The 13,427-nt window shown below is 65.0% G+C and carries 12 protein-coding genes and 1 pseudogene; 5 read left to right on the top strand and 8 right to left on the bottom strand.

From position 1 onward, the window contains the following. The first annotated feature begins 10 nt into the window (after nucleotides 1-10). Nucleotides 11-400, top strand: coding sequence for a cytidine deaminase (locus VXM69_RS38660; protein WP_034190664.1), 390 nt, complete (start codon nucleotides 11-13; stop codon nucleotides 398-400). Between the two features lie 28 nt (nucleotides 401-428). Here the strand turns inward: VXM69_RS38660 and VXM69_RS38665 are convergent, their stop codons facing one another. From VXM69_RS38665 to msrB, 4 genes are all read right to left on the bottom strand, one after another. Further along, complete coding sequence (locus VXM69_RS38665; RefSeq protein ID WP_034190663.1) at nucleotides 429-1,544, bottom strand: aromatic ring-hydroxylating dioxygenase subunit alpha; 1,116 nt, start codon at nucleotides 1,542-1,544, stop codon at nucleotides 429-431. 220 nt (nucleotides 1,545-1,764) lie between these two features. Continuing rightward, complete coding sequence (gene msrA, locus VXM69_RS38670; protein ID WP_059558018.1) at nucleotides 1,765-2,508, bottom strand: peptide-methionine (S)-S-oxide reductase MsrA; 744 nt, start codon at nucleotides 2,506-2,508, stop codon at nucleotides 1,765-1,767. A gap of 55 nt (nucleotides 2,509-2,563) precedes the next feature. Then, nucleotides 2,564-4,411: a cytochrome c biogenesis protein DipZ gene (locus VXM69_RS38675; RefSeq protein WP_367190555.1), complete on the bottom strand. Its 1,848-nt coding sequence runs from the start codon at nucleotides 4,409-4,411 to the stop codon at nucleotides 2,564-2,566. 35 nt (nucleotides 4,412-4,446) lie between these two features. Continuing rightward, nucleotides 4,447-4,974, bottom strand: a complete 528-nt coding sequence (gene msrB, locus VXM69_RS38680; RefSeq protein WP_367190556.1) for a peptide-methionine (R)-S-oxide reductase MsrB — start codon at nucleotides 4,972-4,974, stop codon at nucleotides 4,447-4,449. Between the two features lie 81 nt (nucleotides 4,975-5,055). Between msrB and VXM69_RS38685 the strand changes: the two genes are divergently transcribed. Together VXM69_RS38685 and VXM69_RS38690 are read left to right on the top strand one after the other, a co-directional pair. After that, nucleotides 5,056-5,253 carry a hypothetical protein gene (locus tag VXM69_RS38685; protein ID WP_367190557.1) on the top strand — a complete coding sequence of 66 codons (198 nt, stop codon included), beginning with the start codon at nucleotides 5,056-5,058 and terminating at the stop codon, nucleotides 5,251-5,253. A gap of 274 nt (nucleotides 5,254-5,527) precedes the next feature. After that, nucleotides 5,528-5,644 (top strand): annotated as a pseudogene (locus tag VXM69_RS38690) (AraC family transcriptional regulator); the annotation flags it as partial. 54 nt (nucleotides 5,645-5,698) lie between these two features. On the opposite strand, the gene VXM69_RS38695 reads toward VXM69_RS38690, so the two are convergent. Genes VXM69_RS38695 through VXM69_RS38705 form a run of 3 tightly spaced genes read right to left on the bottom strand, consistent with a single transcriptional unit; the run spans nucleotide 5,699 to nucleotide 9,766 of the window. Next, nucleotides 5,699-7,354, bottom strand: coding sequence for a tannase/feruloyl esterase family alpha/beta hydrolase (locus VXM69_RS38695; RefSeq protein ID WP_367190558.1), 1,656 nt, complete (start codon nucleotides 7,352-7,354; stop codon nucleotides 5,699-5,701). 25 nt (nucleotides 7,355-7,379) lie between these two features. Beyond that, nucleotides 7,380-8,420 (bottom strand): hypothetical protein, encoded by a 1,041-nt coding sequence (locus VXM69_RS38700; protein WP_301742832.1) that lies wholly within the window; start codon nucleotides 8,418-8,420, stop codon nucleotides 7,380-7,382. Then, a complete protein-coding gene (locus VXM69_RS38705) occupies nucleotides 8,417-9,766 on the bottom strand; it encodes an MFS transporter (RefSeq protein WP_034190902.1) in 1,350 nt (449 codons plus the stop codon). The genes VXM69_RS38700 and VXM69_RS38705 overlap by 4 nt, the downstream gene beginning before the upstream one ends. Nucleotides 9,767-9,879: 113 nt before the next feature. Here VXM69_RS38705 and VXM69_RS38710 point away from each other — a divergent pair, with 113 nt between their 5' ends. Next, complete coding sequence (locus tag VXM69_RS38710) at nucleotides 9,880-10,788, top strand: LysR family transcriptional regulator (protein ID WP_034190903.1); 909 nt, start codon at nucleotides 9,880-9,882, stop codon at nucleotides 10,786-10,788. Between the two features lie 479 nt (nucleotides 10,789-11,267). Here the strand turns inward: VXM69_RS38710 and VXM69_RS38715 are convergent, their stop codons facing one another. Beyond that, nucleotides 11,268-11,564: a hypothetical protein gene (locus tag VXM69_RS38715; RefSeq protein ID WP_367190559.1), complete on the bottom strand. Its 297-nt coding sequence runs from the start codon at nucleotides 11,562-11,564 to the stop codon at nucleotides 11,268-11,270. 726 nt (nucleotides 11,565-12,290) lie between these two features. Here VXM69_RS38715 and VXM69_RS38720 point away from each other — a divergent pair. Continuing rightward, complete coding sequence (locus tag VXM69_RS38720) at nucleotides 12,291-13,235, top strand: GlxA family transcriptional regulator (protein WP_226104035.1); 945 nt, start codon at nucleotides 12,291-12,293, stop codon at nucleotides 13,233-13,235. The last annotated feature ends 192 nt before the right edge of the window (nucleotides 13,236-13,427 follow it).

Genomic DNA, 13,427 nt, shown 5'->3' on the forward strand with positions numbered 1-13,427 from the left:
CATCATTTCGATGGAACGAGACGAACTGATCGAACAGGCCAGGGCGGCGCGCGAACGCGCGTATGCGCCGTATTCGCGCTTCAAGGTCGGCGCGGCGCTGCAGGCGCGCGACGGGACGGTCTTCCACGGCTGCAACGTCGAGAACGCGTCCTACGGATTGTGCAATTGCGCGGAGCGCACGGCGATGTTCTCGGCGATCGCCGCCGGCTATCGCCCGGGCGACTTCGCGCGGCTCGCGGTGGTCGGCGACACGGACGGCCCGATCGCGCCGTGCGGTGCGTGCCGTCAGGTGATCATCGAGATCGGCTTGCCCGACATCGAAGTGATCCTCGCCAACCTGAAGGGGGCCGTCGAGGTCACGACGGCCCGTGCGTTGCTGCCGGGCGCGTTCAGCCTGTAACGGCGCGCGCCGCGGCGGGTCGCACGCGTCACGCGCCTTCGCGCGTTTCGCGGATCGGGATCACGGTGCGCGCGCCGCACTGGCGCAGCAGGTCGCGCAGCTCGTTGATGACCGGAAACACCTCGTGGTTCCAGTCGGCGCCCTGGCGATCGTGCGCTTCCTGTTCGCGCTCGACGATCCAGCGATCCTCGCGGAAGATGCGCTCGGTGAACCACACGAGCAGCGGCCACGCGAGATCGAGCGCGAACGGGATGCCGGGCTTGTGGATCGACAGCAGGCCGAACGTGCGGTTGGTGCGCTGTTCGGCGTCGAGCGGCACGTAGACGATCCACAGGTCCATCACGAGCGTGCCTTCGCTCGAACGGATCTGCAGCGTCTGGTACGGGTAGCCGGTGCGCACCGTCATCACGCTCTTGTCGGACTGGTCGGCCGGCTTCTTGCTCGCGCCGAACACGAGCGCCTCGCCGACCGGCTGCTTGCCTTCCATCCGCGCGAACGTGTAGTCGACCTCGACCCAGTCGTCGCCGCGGCGACGGCCCACCGAGCGCGCGCGCATCTGCCCCATCTGCTTGCGGTGCAGGAACTGATGGTTCATGTCCATCAGGTTCTCGTGCATGAACGAGTAGTGGCACTTGACCTCGCGGCCGAAACGGCGCGTCTTGTACGCGCGGTTGTCCGCCGATTCGAGGGCGGGGAACGGCCGTTCCTCGGCGAGCGTCGCGTCGCCCGGGAACACGAAGATCAGCCCGTGCGCCTCGCGGCACGGATACGCGCGCACGCCGTTGGGCAAGCGCTCGCGGCCGAGATAGGGCACGTCGACGCAGCGGCCGCTGTCGCACGCGTAGGTCCAGCCGTGATAGCAGCAGCGCAGCGTTTCGCCGCTGACGACACCCGCGTGCAGCGGCACCTGGCGGTGCGCGCAACGATCCTCGAGCGCGTACACGGCGCCGGACTCGGTGCGCACGAGCACGATCGGCTCGCCGGCGAAGTGCACGCCGAGCGTCTTGCCGCGCTTGAGCTCGCGCGACCACGCGAGCGGGTACCAGTGATCGGGATGAATCGGCACACGGCGCAGGTCGCGCACGGTGGCGCCGGAGGACGATTCTCCAACGGTGTTGCTGTCAGGCAAAGGCACTGCGAGCATGCGTGACGCCTCCTGGGCGGGTAGTCCGGGCGCCGCAAGAAGCGGCGGGGATCTGGAGAAGTCTACGCGAAGTTGCCCGCGACGGCGGACGCGATGCGGGTTTGCCCCGGCATGGCGCGACGGGTTTCGTTGATGCGGCGCAAATCGGGACGCAGGCGGCGCGCGCCGGTCGTGCCCGGCCGCGCGGCGGGCGGTATCCCGTTACGCGGCCGGTGGCGGGTCATGAACGGGCGTCGCGCCACAGCACCGCGTCGGAACGGTACAGCGCCGGGAAACGCTGCTTCAGCCCGGCGACCTTCGGCAGGTCGTTGAACGCGATATACGGCGCGTCGGGATGCAGTTCGAGGTAGTTCTGGTGATACGCCTCGGCCGGATAGAACCCCTTGTAGTCCTCGACCCGCGTGACGACGGGCGCCGGGAACACGTGCGCCGTGCCGAGCTGCGCGATGTACGCGGTCGCGACCGCGCGTTGCTGCGCGGTGGTCGGGAAGATCGCGGACCGGTACTGCGATCCTTCATCGGGGCCCTGCCGGTTGAGTTCGGTCGGATCGTGCGCGACCGAGAAGAACACCTGCAGCAGCCGGCCGTACGTGATCTGCGTCGGGTCGTAGACGATGCGCACCGATTCCGCATGCCCCGTCAGCCCCGAGCCGACGAGCGCGTAGTGCGCGGTTTCGGACGCGCCGCCCGCATAGCCCGCGGTGACCTGCTTCACGCCCTTGACGTGCTCGAACACACCCTGTACGCCCCAGAAGCAGCCGCCGGCGAGCACGGCCGTTTCGTCGTGCGACGCGCCGGACGTCTCGTCGAGCGTCGGGGCGGGCACGGTGCGCATCGGCTCGGCGGAATTGACGATACGCTGGTAGCCGAACACGGCGGCGGCCGCGAAGGCGACGGCGCCGATGCGGCGCAGCAAGGTCGCGCGCCGTCGCGCCGCGGCATCACGGGGGGAGATCGGGATCATCATTTGCTCCTTTTCAATGGGTCGGGGACACGGCGCCGGGTGGCGGCGCACGCGATCAACCGAAAGTGAATGCGTACGCATCGACACCGGGATCGAGGAACTCGATCGCGAACGTGCGATCGGCGATCGCTCCCGGCTGCCGCACGAGCTGATACAGGCGCTGGCCGGTAACGGTGCCGTAGCCCTGCGCGTCGACGTCAGTGCCGTGCGCGGCGCCAGGGGCCGCGCCATCGAGCGTCACGCGAAAGCGCACGGGCTGGCCGTTCGCACCCGGGCCGAGCACGAGGTGCAGGTCGCGCGCATGGAAGCGGTACACGATCCGGCCGTCCGGCGCGGCGAGCGACGCGCGCTCGGCACCGACGTTCCAGGTGCCCGCGAGGCCCCAGTCGTTGAGGTCCGGCCGGGCCGGCGCGTCGTAGCGGTGCGCCGCATCGCGCACGGCGCCGCCCGGCGACGTGAAGCTCTCCGCACGCGTGTAGCCGACATAGGTTTCGGGCGAGCGGACGTCCGCGCTGTCGGCCGCCGCGAGCGCCCCGTTCGCGGGCGCACCGGCCAGCCCGAGCGGCACGTTCAGCGCTTCCGGATGGCCGGCTTCCGCGAGCAGCGACTGGATCGCGCGCTCCGACTGTGCGTATTCGCCTTCGCCGAAGTGGTGATGGCGCACGCGCCCTTGCGCGTCGACGAAGTAGTGCGCCGGCCAGTATTCGTTGTTGAATGCGCGCCAGATCGAATAGCCGTTGTCGATCGCGACCGGGTAGTCGATGCCCAGGTCGTGCACGGCCTTCTTCACGTTGCCGATGTCGCGCTCGAACGCGAATTCCGGTGCGTGCACACCGATCACGACGAGCCCGTACGGCGCGTACTTGCGTGCCCACGCGTTCGTGTACGGCAGCGTGCGCAGGCAGTTGATGCATGAATACGTCCAGAAATCGACCAGCACGACCTTGCCGCGCAGGCCGGCCGCGGTCAGCGGCGGCGAGTTCAGCCACTGCACGGCGCCGTCGAGCGACGGCAGCGTGCCTTCGACGGGCAGCGCGGACGGCGTCGTGACGGCCGCGCGCATCATCGCACCGCCGCCGGCCGGTGCGCCGTCGGCGGCCGCGGCCATCATCGCGCCGCCGGTTGCGCTGTCGGCAGCGGTGCCGGTCGCGGCCATCGCGGCCGGTGCACCGTTCGAGCGTCCGCCGAGGCGGTCGACCAGCTTCGTCTCGAGGCCGCCCGTCGTGACGGTCGACAGCTGCGCGAGTGCGCCGGTGTCGAGGCCGAGCGCGATCGCGCCGACGCCGGCCAGCAGTGCCGCGCCGATCCCGCGCCGGATCCATTCGCTGGCGCCGAGCGAGCGCTTCATCGCGGCGAACACCTTGCCGCCGATCACGAGCGCCACGCCGAGCGAGGTCGCTGCGCCGGCCGCATACGCGACGAGCAGCAGCGTCGTACCGACGCTCGCGCCGCGCAGGGCGGCGCCGGTCAGCACGAGCCCGAGGATCGGGCCCGCGCACGGCGCCCACAGCAGGCCGGTCGCGACGCCGAGCAGCAGCGACGATGCGGGGCCGGCCGGGCGGCCGTCGCGCTGCGCGAAGCCGGTGAGCCGGTTGCCGGCCGCGACGAGCGGGCGCGTCAGGTGTTCCGCGAAGCGCGGCATCAGCAGCGTCAGGCCGAATACGGCGAGCAGGACGATCGCGATCCAGCGGCCGGCCTGGTTCGCCTGTGCGACCCAGCCGCCGCCGACGGCGGCGAGCGTCGCGACGACGGCGAACGTGAGCGCCATGCCGGCGAGCAGCGGCAGGCCGGTGCGCGCGAACGGCTGGTCGGCGCGGGCGAACACGAACGGCAGCACAGGCAGGATGCAGGGGCTCAGGATCGTGAGCACGCCCCCGAGATAGGCAAGGACGATGAGCAGCATGGTGCGTTCTCCAGTCGGTCGGAAGGGGGGCCGGATCAGGCGGCGGCCGGATGGAAGGCGAGCGCGAGGCCGTTCATGCAGTAGCGCAGGCCGGTCGGCTGCGGGCCGTCGTCGAACACGTGGCCGAGGTGCCCGCCGCAGCGCCGGCAGTGCACTTCGGTGCGGACCATCCCGAACGTCGTGTCGGTGTGGGTGTCGACCGCGTGGTCGAGCGGCTTCCAGAAGCTCGGCCAGCCCGTATGGCTGTCGAACTTGGTGGCGGACGAGAACAGCGCGAGCGCGCAGCCGGCGCACGCGAACGTGCCGGCCCGGTGTTCGTCGTTCAGCGGGCTGCTGTACGGCCGCTCGGTGCCGGCTTCGCGCAGGATCGTGTACTGGGCGGGCGTGAGCCGGCGATGCCATTCGGCATCGCTGAGCGTGATCTCGAAAGGGGCCGCCGGTGCGCCGGCCGGCGGCGCGGCGAACGCCCGGCCGACCAGCGCACGCCGTCCGGCGGACGACAGCGCCGCGAGCGCGGCAAGACCGGTGGCGCCGGCGAACAGCAGATGTCTGCGGGTGGGCATGATGGGCTCCTGGAAGCAGGTCCTGAAAACATGCGCCCATCGTAGGCAGCGGCCGGTGTCGAAGTCCTCACGGAAAGTTAAATGAATCGTGACATCTGGGGTGTTCCGAGGGGGGCGGTGGAATCCGTCGATGTTCCAGCTGGCAAGCGTCTTCGGACGGGTGAGCTGACGATATTTACCGCGCAGCGGTTCGCGCCGCGTTTTTTAAGTGTTTTTTTAGTTTTCGTTGAGTTGCGTGGCGAATCCGGAGTCAGATCCGCCTGTCCTCGCAATCCTTGAGCAATTCGCCAAGTGCGTCGAATACCACCCGCACGCGCCCCGGCACGGTCGCCGAGACGGTGCTGCGGCAGCTCGCATCGCGCGCTTTGTCTGCTTGAGTCCGTTGCGACGATCCGTATCGCTTCGTCGCGTTGCGTGACGAGCGTGGGTGACCACCCGACAGGGGGGGCGCCCGCTCCGCGGACTCGAGCAGCGCGACCCCATGCGTGCGATTGACTTGCGCGACAGTACGATCATGAGCGATGACCTTGCTCCGACATCCCGAGACTCGCGAACGCCGAATCGCTTTGGAAGCGGTGACATCGGATTACCGACGGCAAAACGGTCGTTCGTTCGCGCAAGCGATCCTCGCGTTCCACCCGTCGACGCGATGGCGTTGTGCTCGGGTTCCTGAAAGACGACGGTGAAACCGGGCAACGACGATGACGAGAAAAACTGCCGTGCGCTACGAGCTAGTGCACTGGAAGCTCGCCGCTGCCCTTACATCTCCACCGATATACTTGGGCCACAGTGGATAGCGGCACAACGGGCGCGTCCTCCCGAGCGTGGCGGCGTTGAGGTCGCTCATCGTCAGTGTTTCAGGTGCCTTGCCGCTTTCTACCCATTCATCGAGTGCGGATAGCGAATCGATGGCGGGATGAAAGGGGCCCGTGCCGTGGCCGACCCCCGGCATCAGATAAAACCGCACGAAGCCGTCGACCGTTCCTTGTCCGAAGCGCTGCACCAGACCGGCGTAATAGTCGGTGCTCGAGTCGGTGCTCACGATCTCGTCGGCAAGGCCGTGCGTCATGATGAGCTTGCCGCCTTTCGCGACATAGGCGCTCAGGTCGGTGCTCGTTGCATCGGTCAGCGCCGAAAGCGCCTGGACGCGCGACTGATATGCACCGGGATTGACCGGATCGAACGTCAACGAATCGAACGTGGGCACGCGCGTGACAAAGTACTTGACCCATTGATCGCCTGTCACCCACTGGTTCGCGTCTTTCTTTCCCGCGGGATTCGCGGGTACTTTCGATTCGCCGAGATCACGCGTCGTGTACGGCCCCGCGAACACCGAACCGGCGAGGATGTTGTAGCCGGCGTATTGCGTCACGCCGTTCGCAAGCGGATAAGGCAATTGCAACGGTGCAGCGATGGTCTGAATGGTCGCGATCTGCGCATCCGACAGACAGGTGTCGCCCGAATCCGCGCCGTTCGGGCAACGCACGGACGCCAGCACCGTCGCCGATTGCGCCTTGCACGCCGCCACGTTGGACACGATGCCGTCGGCGACACCGTCGAGCGCATCGCACGCGCTCATGACGGCATTTTGCAGCAGTACCGTTTTGGCGACATCGAGCCAGCCTGCGCCGTTGTTCAGGTAGAGTGCGCGGCCGAGCACGACATTGCTCAAACGCAGCCCGGTATAGTTGAGCGCCGGGCGATTCACGACGATACCGTCATAGTCGGCGGGCCAGCGTTGCGCTTCGCTCAACCCGTCCCGACCGCCTGTAGAACTGCCGAAGAAATAGGTTTTGCCGGGCGCGCTCGCGTAGCGCTTTCTGATGAGCGCCATCGCGACGTCGTGTGTCTTCTTCAGACTCAGGCCGCCGTAGTTCGCCAGCGACTCGTCATTCGCGGCGAACTTGCCGTCGGTGATGCTGGTGCTCTGATGCCCGGAATCGTCGCCGAACGTCGCGTAGCCGTCGGCAAGCGGCGTCGGCGTGCCCGTTGGCGCCATGTCGAGCGCGTCGACGCCGGTAATCAGCGTACCGTCGAAGCCGCCGCCGCCATAATGCAGCGCCTTGCGGTTCCAGTGGGTCGGCAGATTGACCTGAAACCTGATCGACGGCGCCGCGGGATCGACGGGAGCGATGGCCCCATTCACCTGGCAATATTCACCGGCGGCCTCCACCAGCGTGGCGCTCGTGATCGTCGCGCCGCCGGTCGGCTCGGCAATCGACGATGCCGGAATCGCCAGGCCGTTCAATGCCGCACATTGGGCCGCGGCTGACGGCGGTGGCGGCGAGCTCGCCGAAGCGCCGCCGCTGGACTCATTGCCGCCGCACCCGCTGATGCAAAGGCTGAGGGCGAGCGCCCCCCACAACGGTCTGTTATCCATCGTCGTCTCCAGGATGAATGGATTGCTATTCGACAGCACCGCCTGCCTGCTCGACGCCAGATTCGGCGAGCCGAACGGAGGGGCCGAACAGTGCGCACACGCCGGCCTGCGATACGAACATTGCATCGCCGCTGTGCCCCGCGCCTTGAACTTCATGCAGCACATGCCGCAATGCCGGATGCCGGGCGCGCAGATAGGCGTAGTACGCGCGGCCGCGTGCGAGGCGGTGCGGGCCTTGCATCATCGCCTCGCATGAGCGGTCGAGAGCCGGGTGCGCCGGATCGTCGTCGTGCGCACCGAGCAGATAGGTGACGTCGTGATCGACATAACGACGTTCGAGCGATTGCGCGTCGAGTCCGTCCGCGTAGCGGGGAAGTCGCGACGTGCCGTATTTCCATTCATTGAATCCGGCGCATGCGGTTCGATCGATGCCCTCGCAGTGCGGACGCCACGCGTCGAAATACACATACGACGAAGGATTCGCGATGACGTAACGTACTTTCACACCGCGTGCGAGACAACATGCCGTAGCGTTGCTGAGTATCGCGTGCCGATGCGCGACCTGCGCACCTCCGGAATGTCCCGCGATCACGATCTCGCGCAGCTTCGGATAGCGGCCGCTCTGCATGCCCTGCACGTAATGTTCGACGAGCGCATCGAGCACATCGAACGAGCTGAGCGGCGCTGGACCGACTGCGTCAAGTCCGCCCATCCACGAGGTCCATTCCCAATGCAGACAGGCGTCCGCCAACCGGTGATACGCGACGTCGGCCGTCGCGAGAAATTGCGGCACGGCGAGCATCACGCTTTTCGCATCGGCCGTGGAGGCGTCGAGCGCGCGCTGCGTCGATCGAAGGTATGCGTCGGCGTCGCGCAATCGGCCGTGCAGCATCACGACGACCTGCGTCGCGGTTGCCCGTGCGGCGGTGCCGCCCGTGAACAGCGGCACGTTCGCTGCGCCGCGTGACGTCGAAACGGTCAACCGCTCGCTGGCGACGACTTTGACGGGTACTTCGTTGCGTGGACGCATCTCGTGGTTCCGGGGAAGGCACATCGCGGCGCTCATGCTGTATCACCCGGCCACAGGTCGGGCTCGCGGCGCAAGCGTCGCCCGGACGACGTGAACCCGACCAGCAACAACGAGACGATGCCGGCGAACACCAGATACCACGCCGGTACGATGCGCGAGCCGGTGACGTCGATCAATGTCGAAACGGTGAGCGGCGCGAGTCCACCAAACAGCGTGACGGCCACGTTGTACGACAGCGCCACGCCCGTCGAACGCATGGCCGTCGGAAACAACTGCGTCAGCATGCCGGGGTGCGCGCCCGACATGACGCTGAGCACGACCGTCGCGATTATCTGCGCGCTGAAGACGCGTTCGGGCGAGGGCGCCGCGAGCACCCATGCGAAAAGCGGATAGGCAGCGCATACCCAGGCGATCGTCACCGGAAAGAACAGCCGATACGCGCCGAAGCGGTCGGCAAGCTTCCCTGCCAGCGGATAGCCGACAATGCCGATCAATCCGGAGATCGCCGTGCCGAACAGCGCGTTCTTGAGCGGTAGATGCAACTGGTGTTCGACATAGAGCGGCATATACGAGTGCCACAGATAATTGGTCGCGGCGCCGATGATGATGACGCCCATCGCGCATAGCGCCGCATCGCCGCGCTCGCGAATGAATGTCCGTAGCGACTGGCGTGGCGCATGTCCAAGGCGCTCCCGCAACTGTACGAATTCCGGCGACTCGCCGACCTTGTGGCGGATGTAGAAGCCCACGGGTCCCACCAGCGCGCCGAGCAGAAATGGCACGCGCCAACCCCACGTCACGAGCGACTGGTGCGACAGCTGCGTGGTGAGCAAGTACGAACACAGCGACGACAGAAGCAGCGCGACCGCCTGTGACGTCATCTGAAAACTGCCGAAGAACATCTTGCGCCCTGGCGGCGCGTATTCCGTCAGCATCGCGGCCGCTGTCGCGAACTCGCCGCCCACCGAGAGCCCTTGCAGAATACGGGCGAGGACGACGAGGAGCGGTGCGGCCATGCCGATGGCTGCGTAACTGGGTGTCAGGCCCATCATCAGCGTGCTCGCCGCCATCAGCAGAATCAGCAGCGACAAGGTTTTGCGCCGACCGTAGCGGTCCGCGCATGCGCCTATCACGATGCCGCCTAGCGGCCTCACCACGAAGCCGACCGCGAACGTCGCAAGCGTCAGCGTGATCGACACAAATCCGTTGCCGACAGGGAAAAACACCTGCGCGATGATCTTCGCGAAGTAGCCGTAGATGAGGAAGTCGAACCACTCGAGGCCATTGCCGATGACCGACGCGAGCACCGCGCGGCGGGTTTGCGAACGGCTGAGTGCCGTTGCGGCCGACGCGTGCACAGCCGCTTGCAAGGTGGATTGCATGTGTCTCCTTTGATGCGCTTCCAGCTTTTGAAGCAAGCGTACGTGTCGATGTCGCGAATGTAAAATACCGATGAGACACGGTTGCCATATCCAACGCATATACCAGACAAACGATGGAACTCAGACAGCTGCGCTATTTCCTCGCCGTCGCCGAAGAAGGTCAGTTCACTCGGGCCGCCGCGCGACTGCATATCCAGCAGCCGCCGTTGTCGCAGCAGATTCAGGAACTCGAACAGGAACTAGGCTTCGCGCTGTTCGTGCGGCAGCCCCGCGGCGTCGTGTTGACGGCGCCCGGCGAGATCTTCGCCGCACGCGCGCGTACGGTACTGCTCGAACTGAACAACGCCGTCGTCCATGCGCGCCGAGTGGCGCAAGGCCGGATCGGCACGGTGCGTATCGCGCTCACGAGTTCGGCGGCGTTTCACCCCCTTACGCCTACCGCTATTCGCAATTTTCGGGACATGTACCCCGAGATTTCGATCGAGATGAGCGAGGTGAATGCGGCGGAGATCATCGAAATGATGTTGAACGGCCGCGCGGATGCCGCCATTCTCCGCAAACCGGTCGAAACGCCCGCTGACCTACGCTTCGAACTCCTCGCCGAAGAACGCATGTTGCTGGTGCTGCCGGTGGGGCACAGGCTGGTCAGCAGTCGTTCCGTGTCGCTCAAACAGCTCGCGAACGAATCGTTCATCTTCGTGCGTCGGCCGGGTGCGCCCGGCATGTACGCGGACTTCATTCGCGCTTGTCAGGCGAAGGGATTCGAGCCGCACGTCGCGGAAGAGGTGCCGCGCATGGTGACGGCAATCAATCTCGTGGCGGCGGGCGGCGGCGTATCGCTCGTTCCGGCGTCGATGCAACGTTACCATCAGGAAAGCGTGCGCTACTGCCGTGTGGCCGGCGATCATGCGTTTCGCGCGCCGTTGCATCTGGTTACCCGGCATGATTTGCAAAACCCCGCCGCGTCGCATTTCCGTGAAGCGTTGCTGATGTTTGTCCAGCGTCACCCGCATCGCGAATAAGCCTGAGAACGGCAAGCACCTGACGGATGGCGCGGTCTGCCGAGTTCCGTTGTGCAATGTCGACAAATTCCCGGACGCGCGGGCTGCCTTCTCGGACGCTCCGTCGCATCGCGTGATCGCGGGGAGCGATCGGTTACAGGTGATGGTCTGTGGCCCGGCGGGGCAAAACGGGTTGCCGGCGGTGCACGGTGCGGGTCGCTCCGATGGCAAAGCCGACCGCAGGGTTTGTCGATTTCACGCTTTTCGTGCATGTATGGCCCCGCCGCCTTTTGCAAGCCTCTTGTTCGGGATGTCGAAACGGTCTACATGCCTCTATCCGGCTCGCCTGATGCGAACGCATGGCCGGAACGCCAATCGTGACGTACTGGCTGTCGCGACACGACCGCGTTCATACGGTCGGACAACGGCATCGAATCCGTCGTTGCCGGCGCCACGACAGGTTTCTGTCGTGAAGGCGACGTGGTCGCGTGTCATCGTATTCACGAATTGCCCGGCCATCCCGTCAATTTGTGTGCCACGCTGCCTGCAGGCACATTGGCTTTGGCGCGGTGGCACGCCGCGAGCTGTGCCAATAGCGTCGAAACGAATCCGAACGCAACGCGTCGCATTTTGCCGCTCTCCGGCGACGTCGATATGTCGAATAGGGCGTCGGCGCGACATTGCTGCATCAATTTGGTGCGCCCATCAGGGGTATATCCATATTTAACGAAACGTTTGCGTCGCACCGTTTCGAAATATTCGGTAATTGCACCGCTATTCGAGCGTCGATACAGCACGGGATACTGCGTGGATTTCCAATGACATCGGATGAATATGTCCGTCGCGAACGTTTGCCTCGATATCGAAGCGAATACAAATCGTACTTCGCACCACCCATTCGTGTTCAGCAATTTCCGATCAGGGCTCACACGATTACATCGATTGCCGTCTGCATTACACCCGGGACCCGTGCACGCGACATCGATTTGAACGTGACGCCGAGGTGCACGAATAATCGAGGCAACTGCCCGAATTTGCGGTGGTCCGCACACCCATGCGGTCGCCGAAACATCTTCCCTCATCCAGCCCTGATCCACCGGCTCACGGGCGTCATGCACCGGGCGGCCCGAATTTCGTCGCAATTATCCTGAGCCCGGTAAGTTTCCCGTTATCCCGATCGATATCCGCTGTCGATGACTAGCGTCAATTTTCTATCGAATTTTGAGAATTAATTCACATTCCATCCGACTATTGTCAATAAACAGGGTCGCATCACGGGCTTGATTGATTCCGACAACAACACGGCGGAAACGGACATTGATAAATCGGCTAACAATCCCAGCCGCATATGATGCGGCGCAGAAATCAAGAAATGTAAGAAATTGTTAAAGGGCCGCAAGATGCAAACAGTATCGAATCATTCGTCGGCGGGGTTAAGCGTGAATCGTGGCAGAGGCTCCGGAACCGGGCATCAACGGGTAAGCGTAATCGTACTGTTGCTCGAGGGTTTTTCGATTATGCAGATGGGCAAGCTGGCGGCAGTGTTCGAACTCGCCAATCAGCTAGGTCGGGCCGAGGGCGCATTCGCCGACCACTACGAATTGCGGCTTTATTCGATCCATGGCGGCCCGGTTCGTTCGTCGTCCGGTGTCGGAATCTGGACGGACGCCACCCGCATGCTCGATGCAAGCACGGTTCACGCGATGTTCGTCCTGAGCGGAGAGGGTGGGATCGATGCTCTCGACGAGCAATTGATCGCGTGGCTCAGGCACGCGCATCAGCGCGCGCGCGTGGTCAGGGGCAGCGGTGGCGGCCGGAAGCTGTTGACGCAGATTCACCTGGCGCAAAAGGAGGCCGAGAAGGTGTTGCCGTCGGCGGACGACGACGGCGCTTCGCACCTCGGACGCGACGACATCGAATGTGCGGGTGACGAAGACGACGGGCCGTTCTCGGACGCGTTGTCGATCGTGCGCGTGGACATGGGTTACGAAATCGCGCAGGAAATCGTGGCGTGCATGGTATCCGGTGCGAACCGCAAGCTGACCGACGTGCTGTTCGGCGCTCGTGTCGCGCGCGCCAGCACCTTGATCCGACGCGCGGCCCATCACCTGCGCGTCAACAGCGAGAATCGGATCTCCATCGCGGACGAGGCGCAGGCCGCCGCGATGAGCGAGCGCAATTTCCTCCGGCGATTCAAGAACGAGATCGGTGTGACGCCAACCGAGTTCGTGTTGAGAATCCGCCTTGAAAAGGCCTGTCGCATGCTGATCGAAACGGACCTGCCGGCCGATAAGGTCGCGAGACGAACCGGCCTTGGCAGCGGCGACCGGATGGCCAAGCTGTTTCGCCAGCACTTGCAGACTTCACCAACCGAGTATCGGGCCGCTGCTCGAAAAGGCGGCGAAGCCTCGGCGGAAATGCTGTATGCGTCGGATCTGAGCAGCTGGATGAACAACGCGACATCGTAGTCGCGAGCGTGCCTTTCGTCACTCGAAGCCGATACGTCAATTCATCGTGCCGGGCGTAATGAGTTTCCGGATGAACGGTATTTCAATCGAATGACAGGGCGCTCGATTCGTACTGCAAAATTCGTATATCGGTGGATCGACGCGCAACGAAGGCGGATTCGGCCACAATCGTGGCGCCGTCCGACACCCGCC

This window comes from Burkholderia sp. Ed8 (genome assembly GCF_040761425.1).
Classification (GTDB): domain Bacteria; phylum Pseudomonadota; class Gammaproteobacteria; order Burkholderiales; family Burkholderiaceae; genus Burkholderia; species Burkholderia seminalis.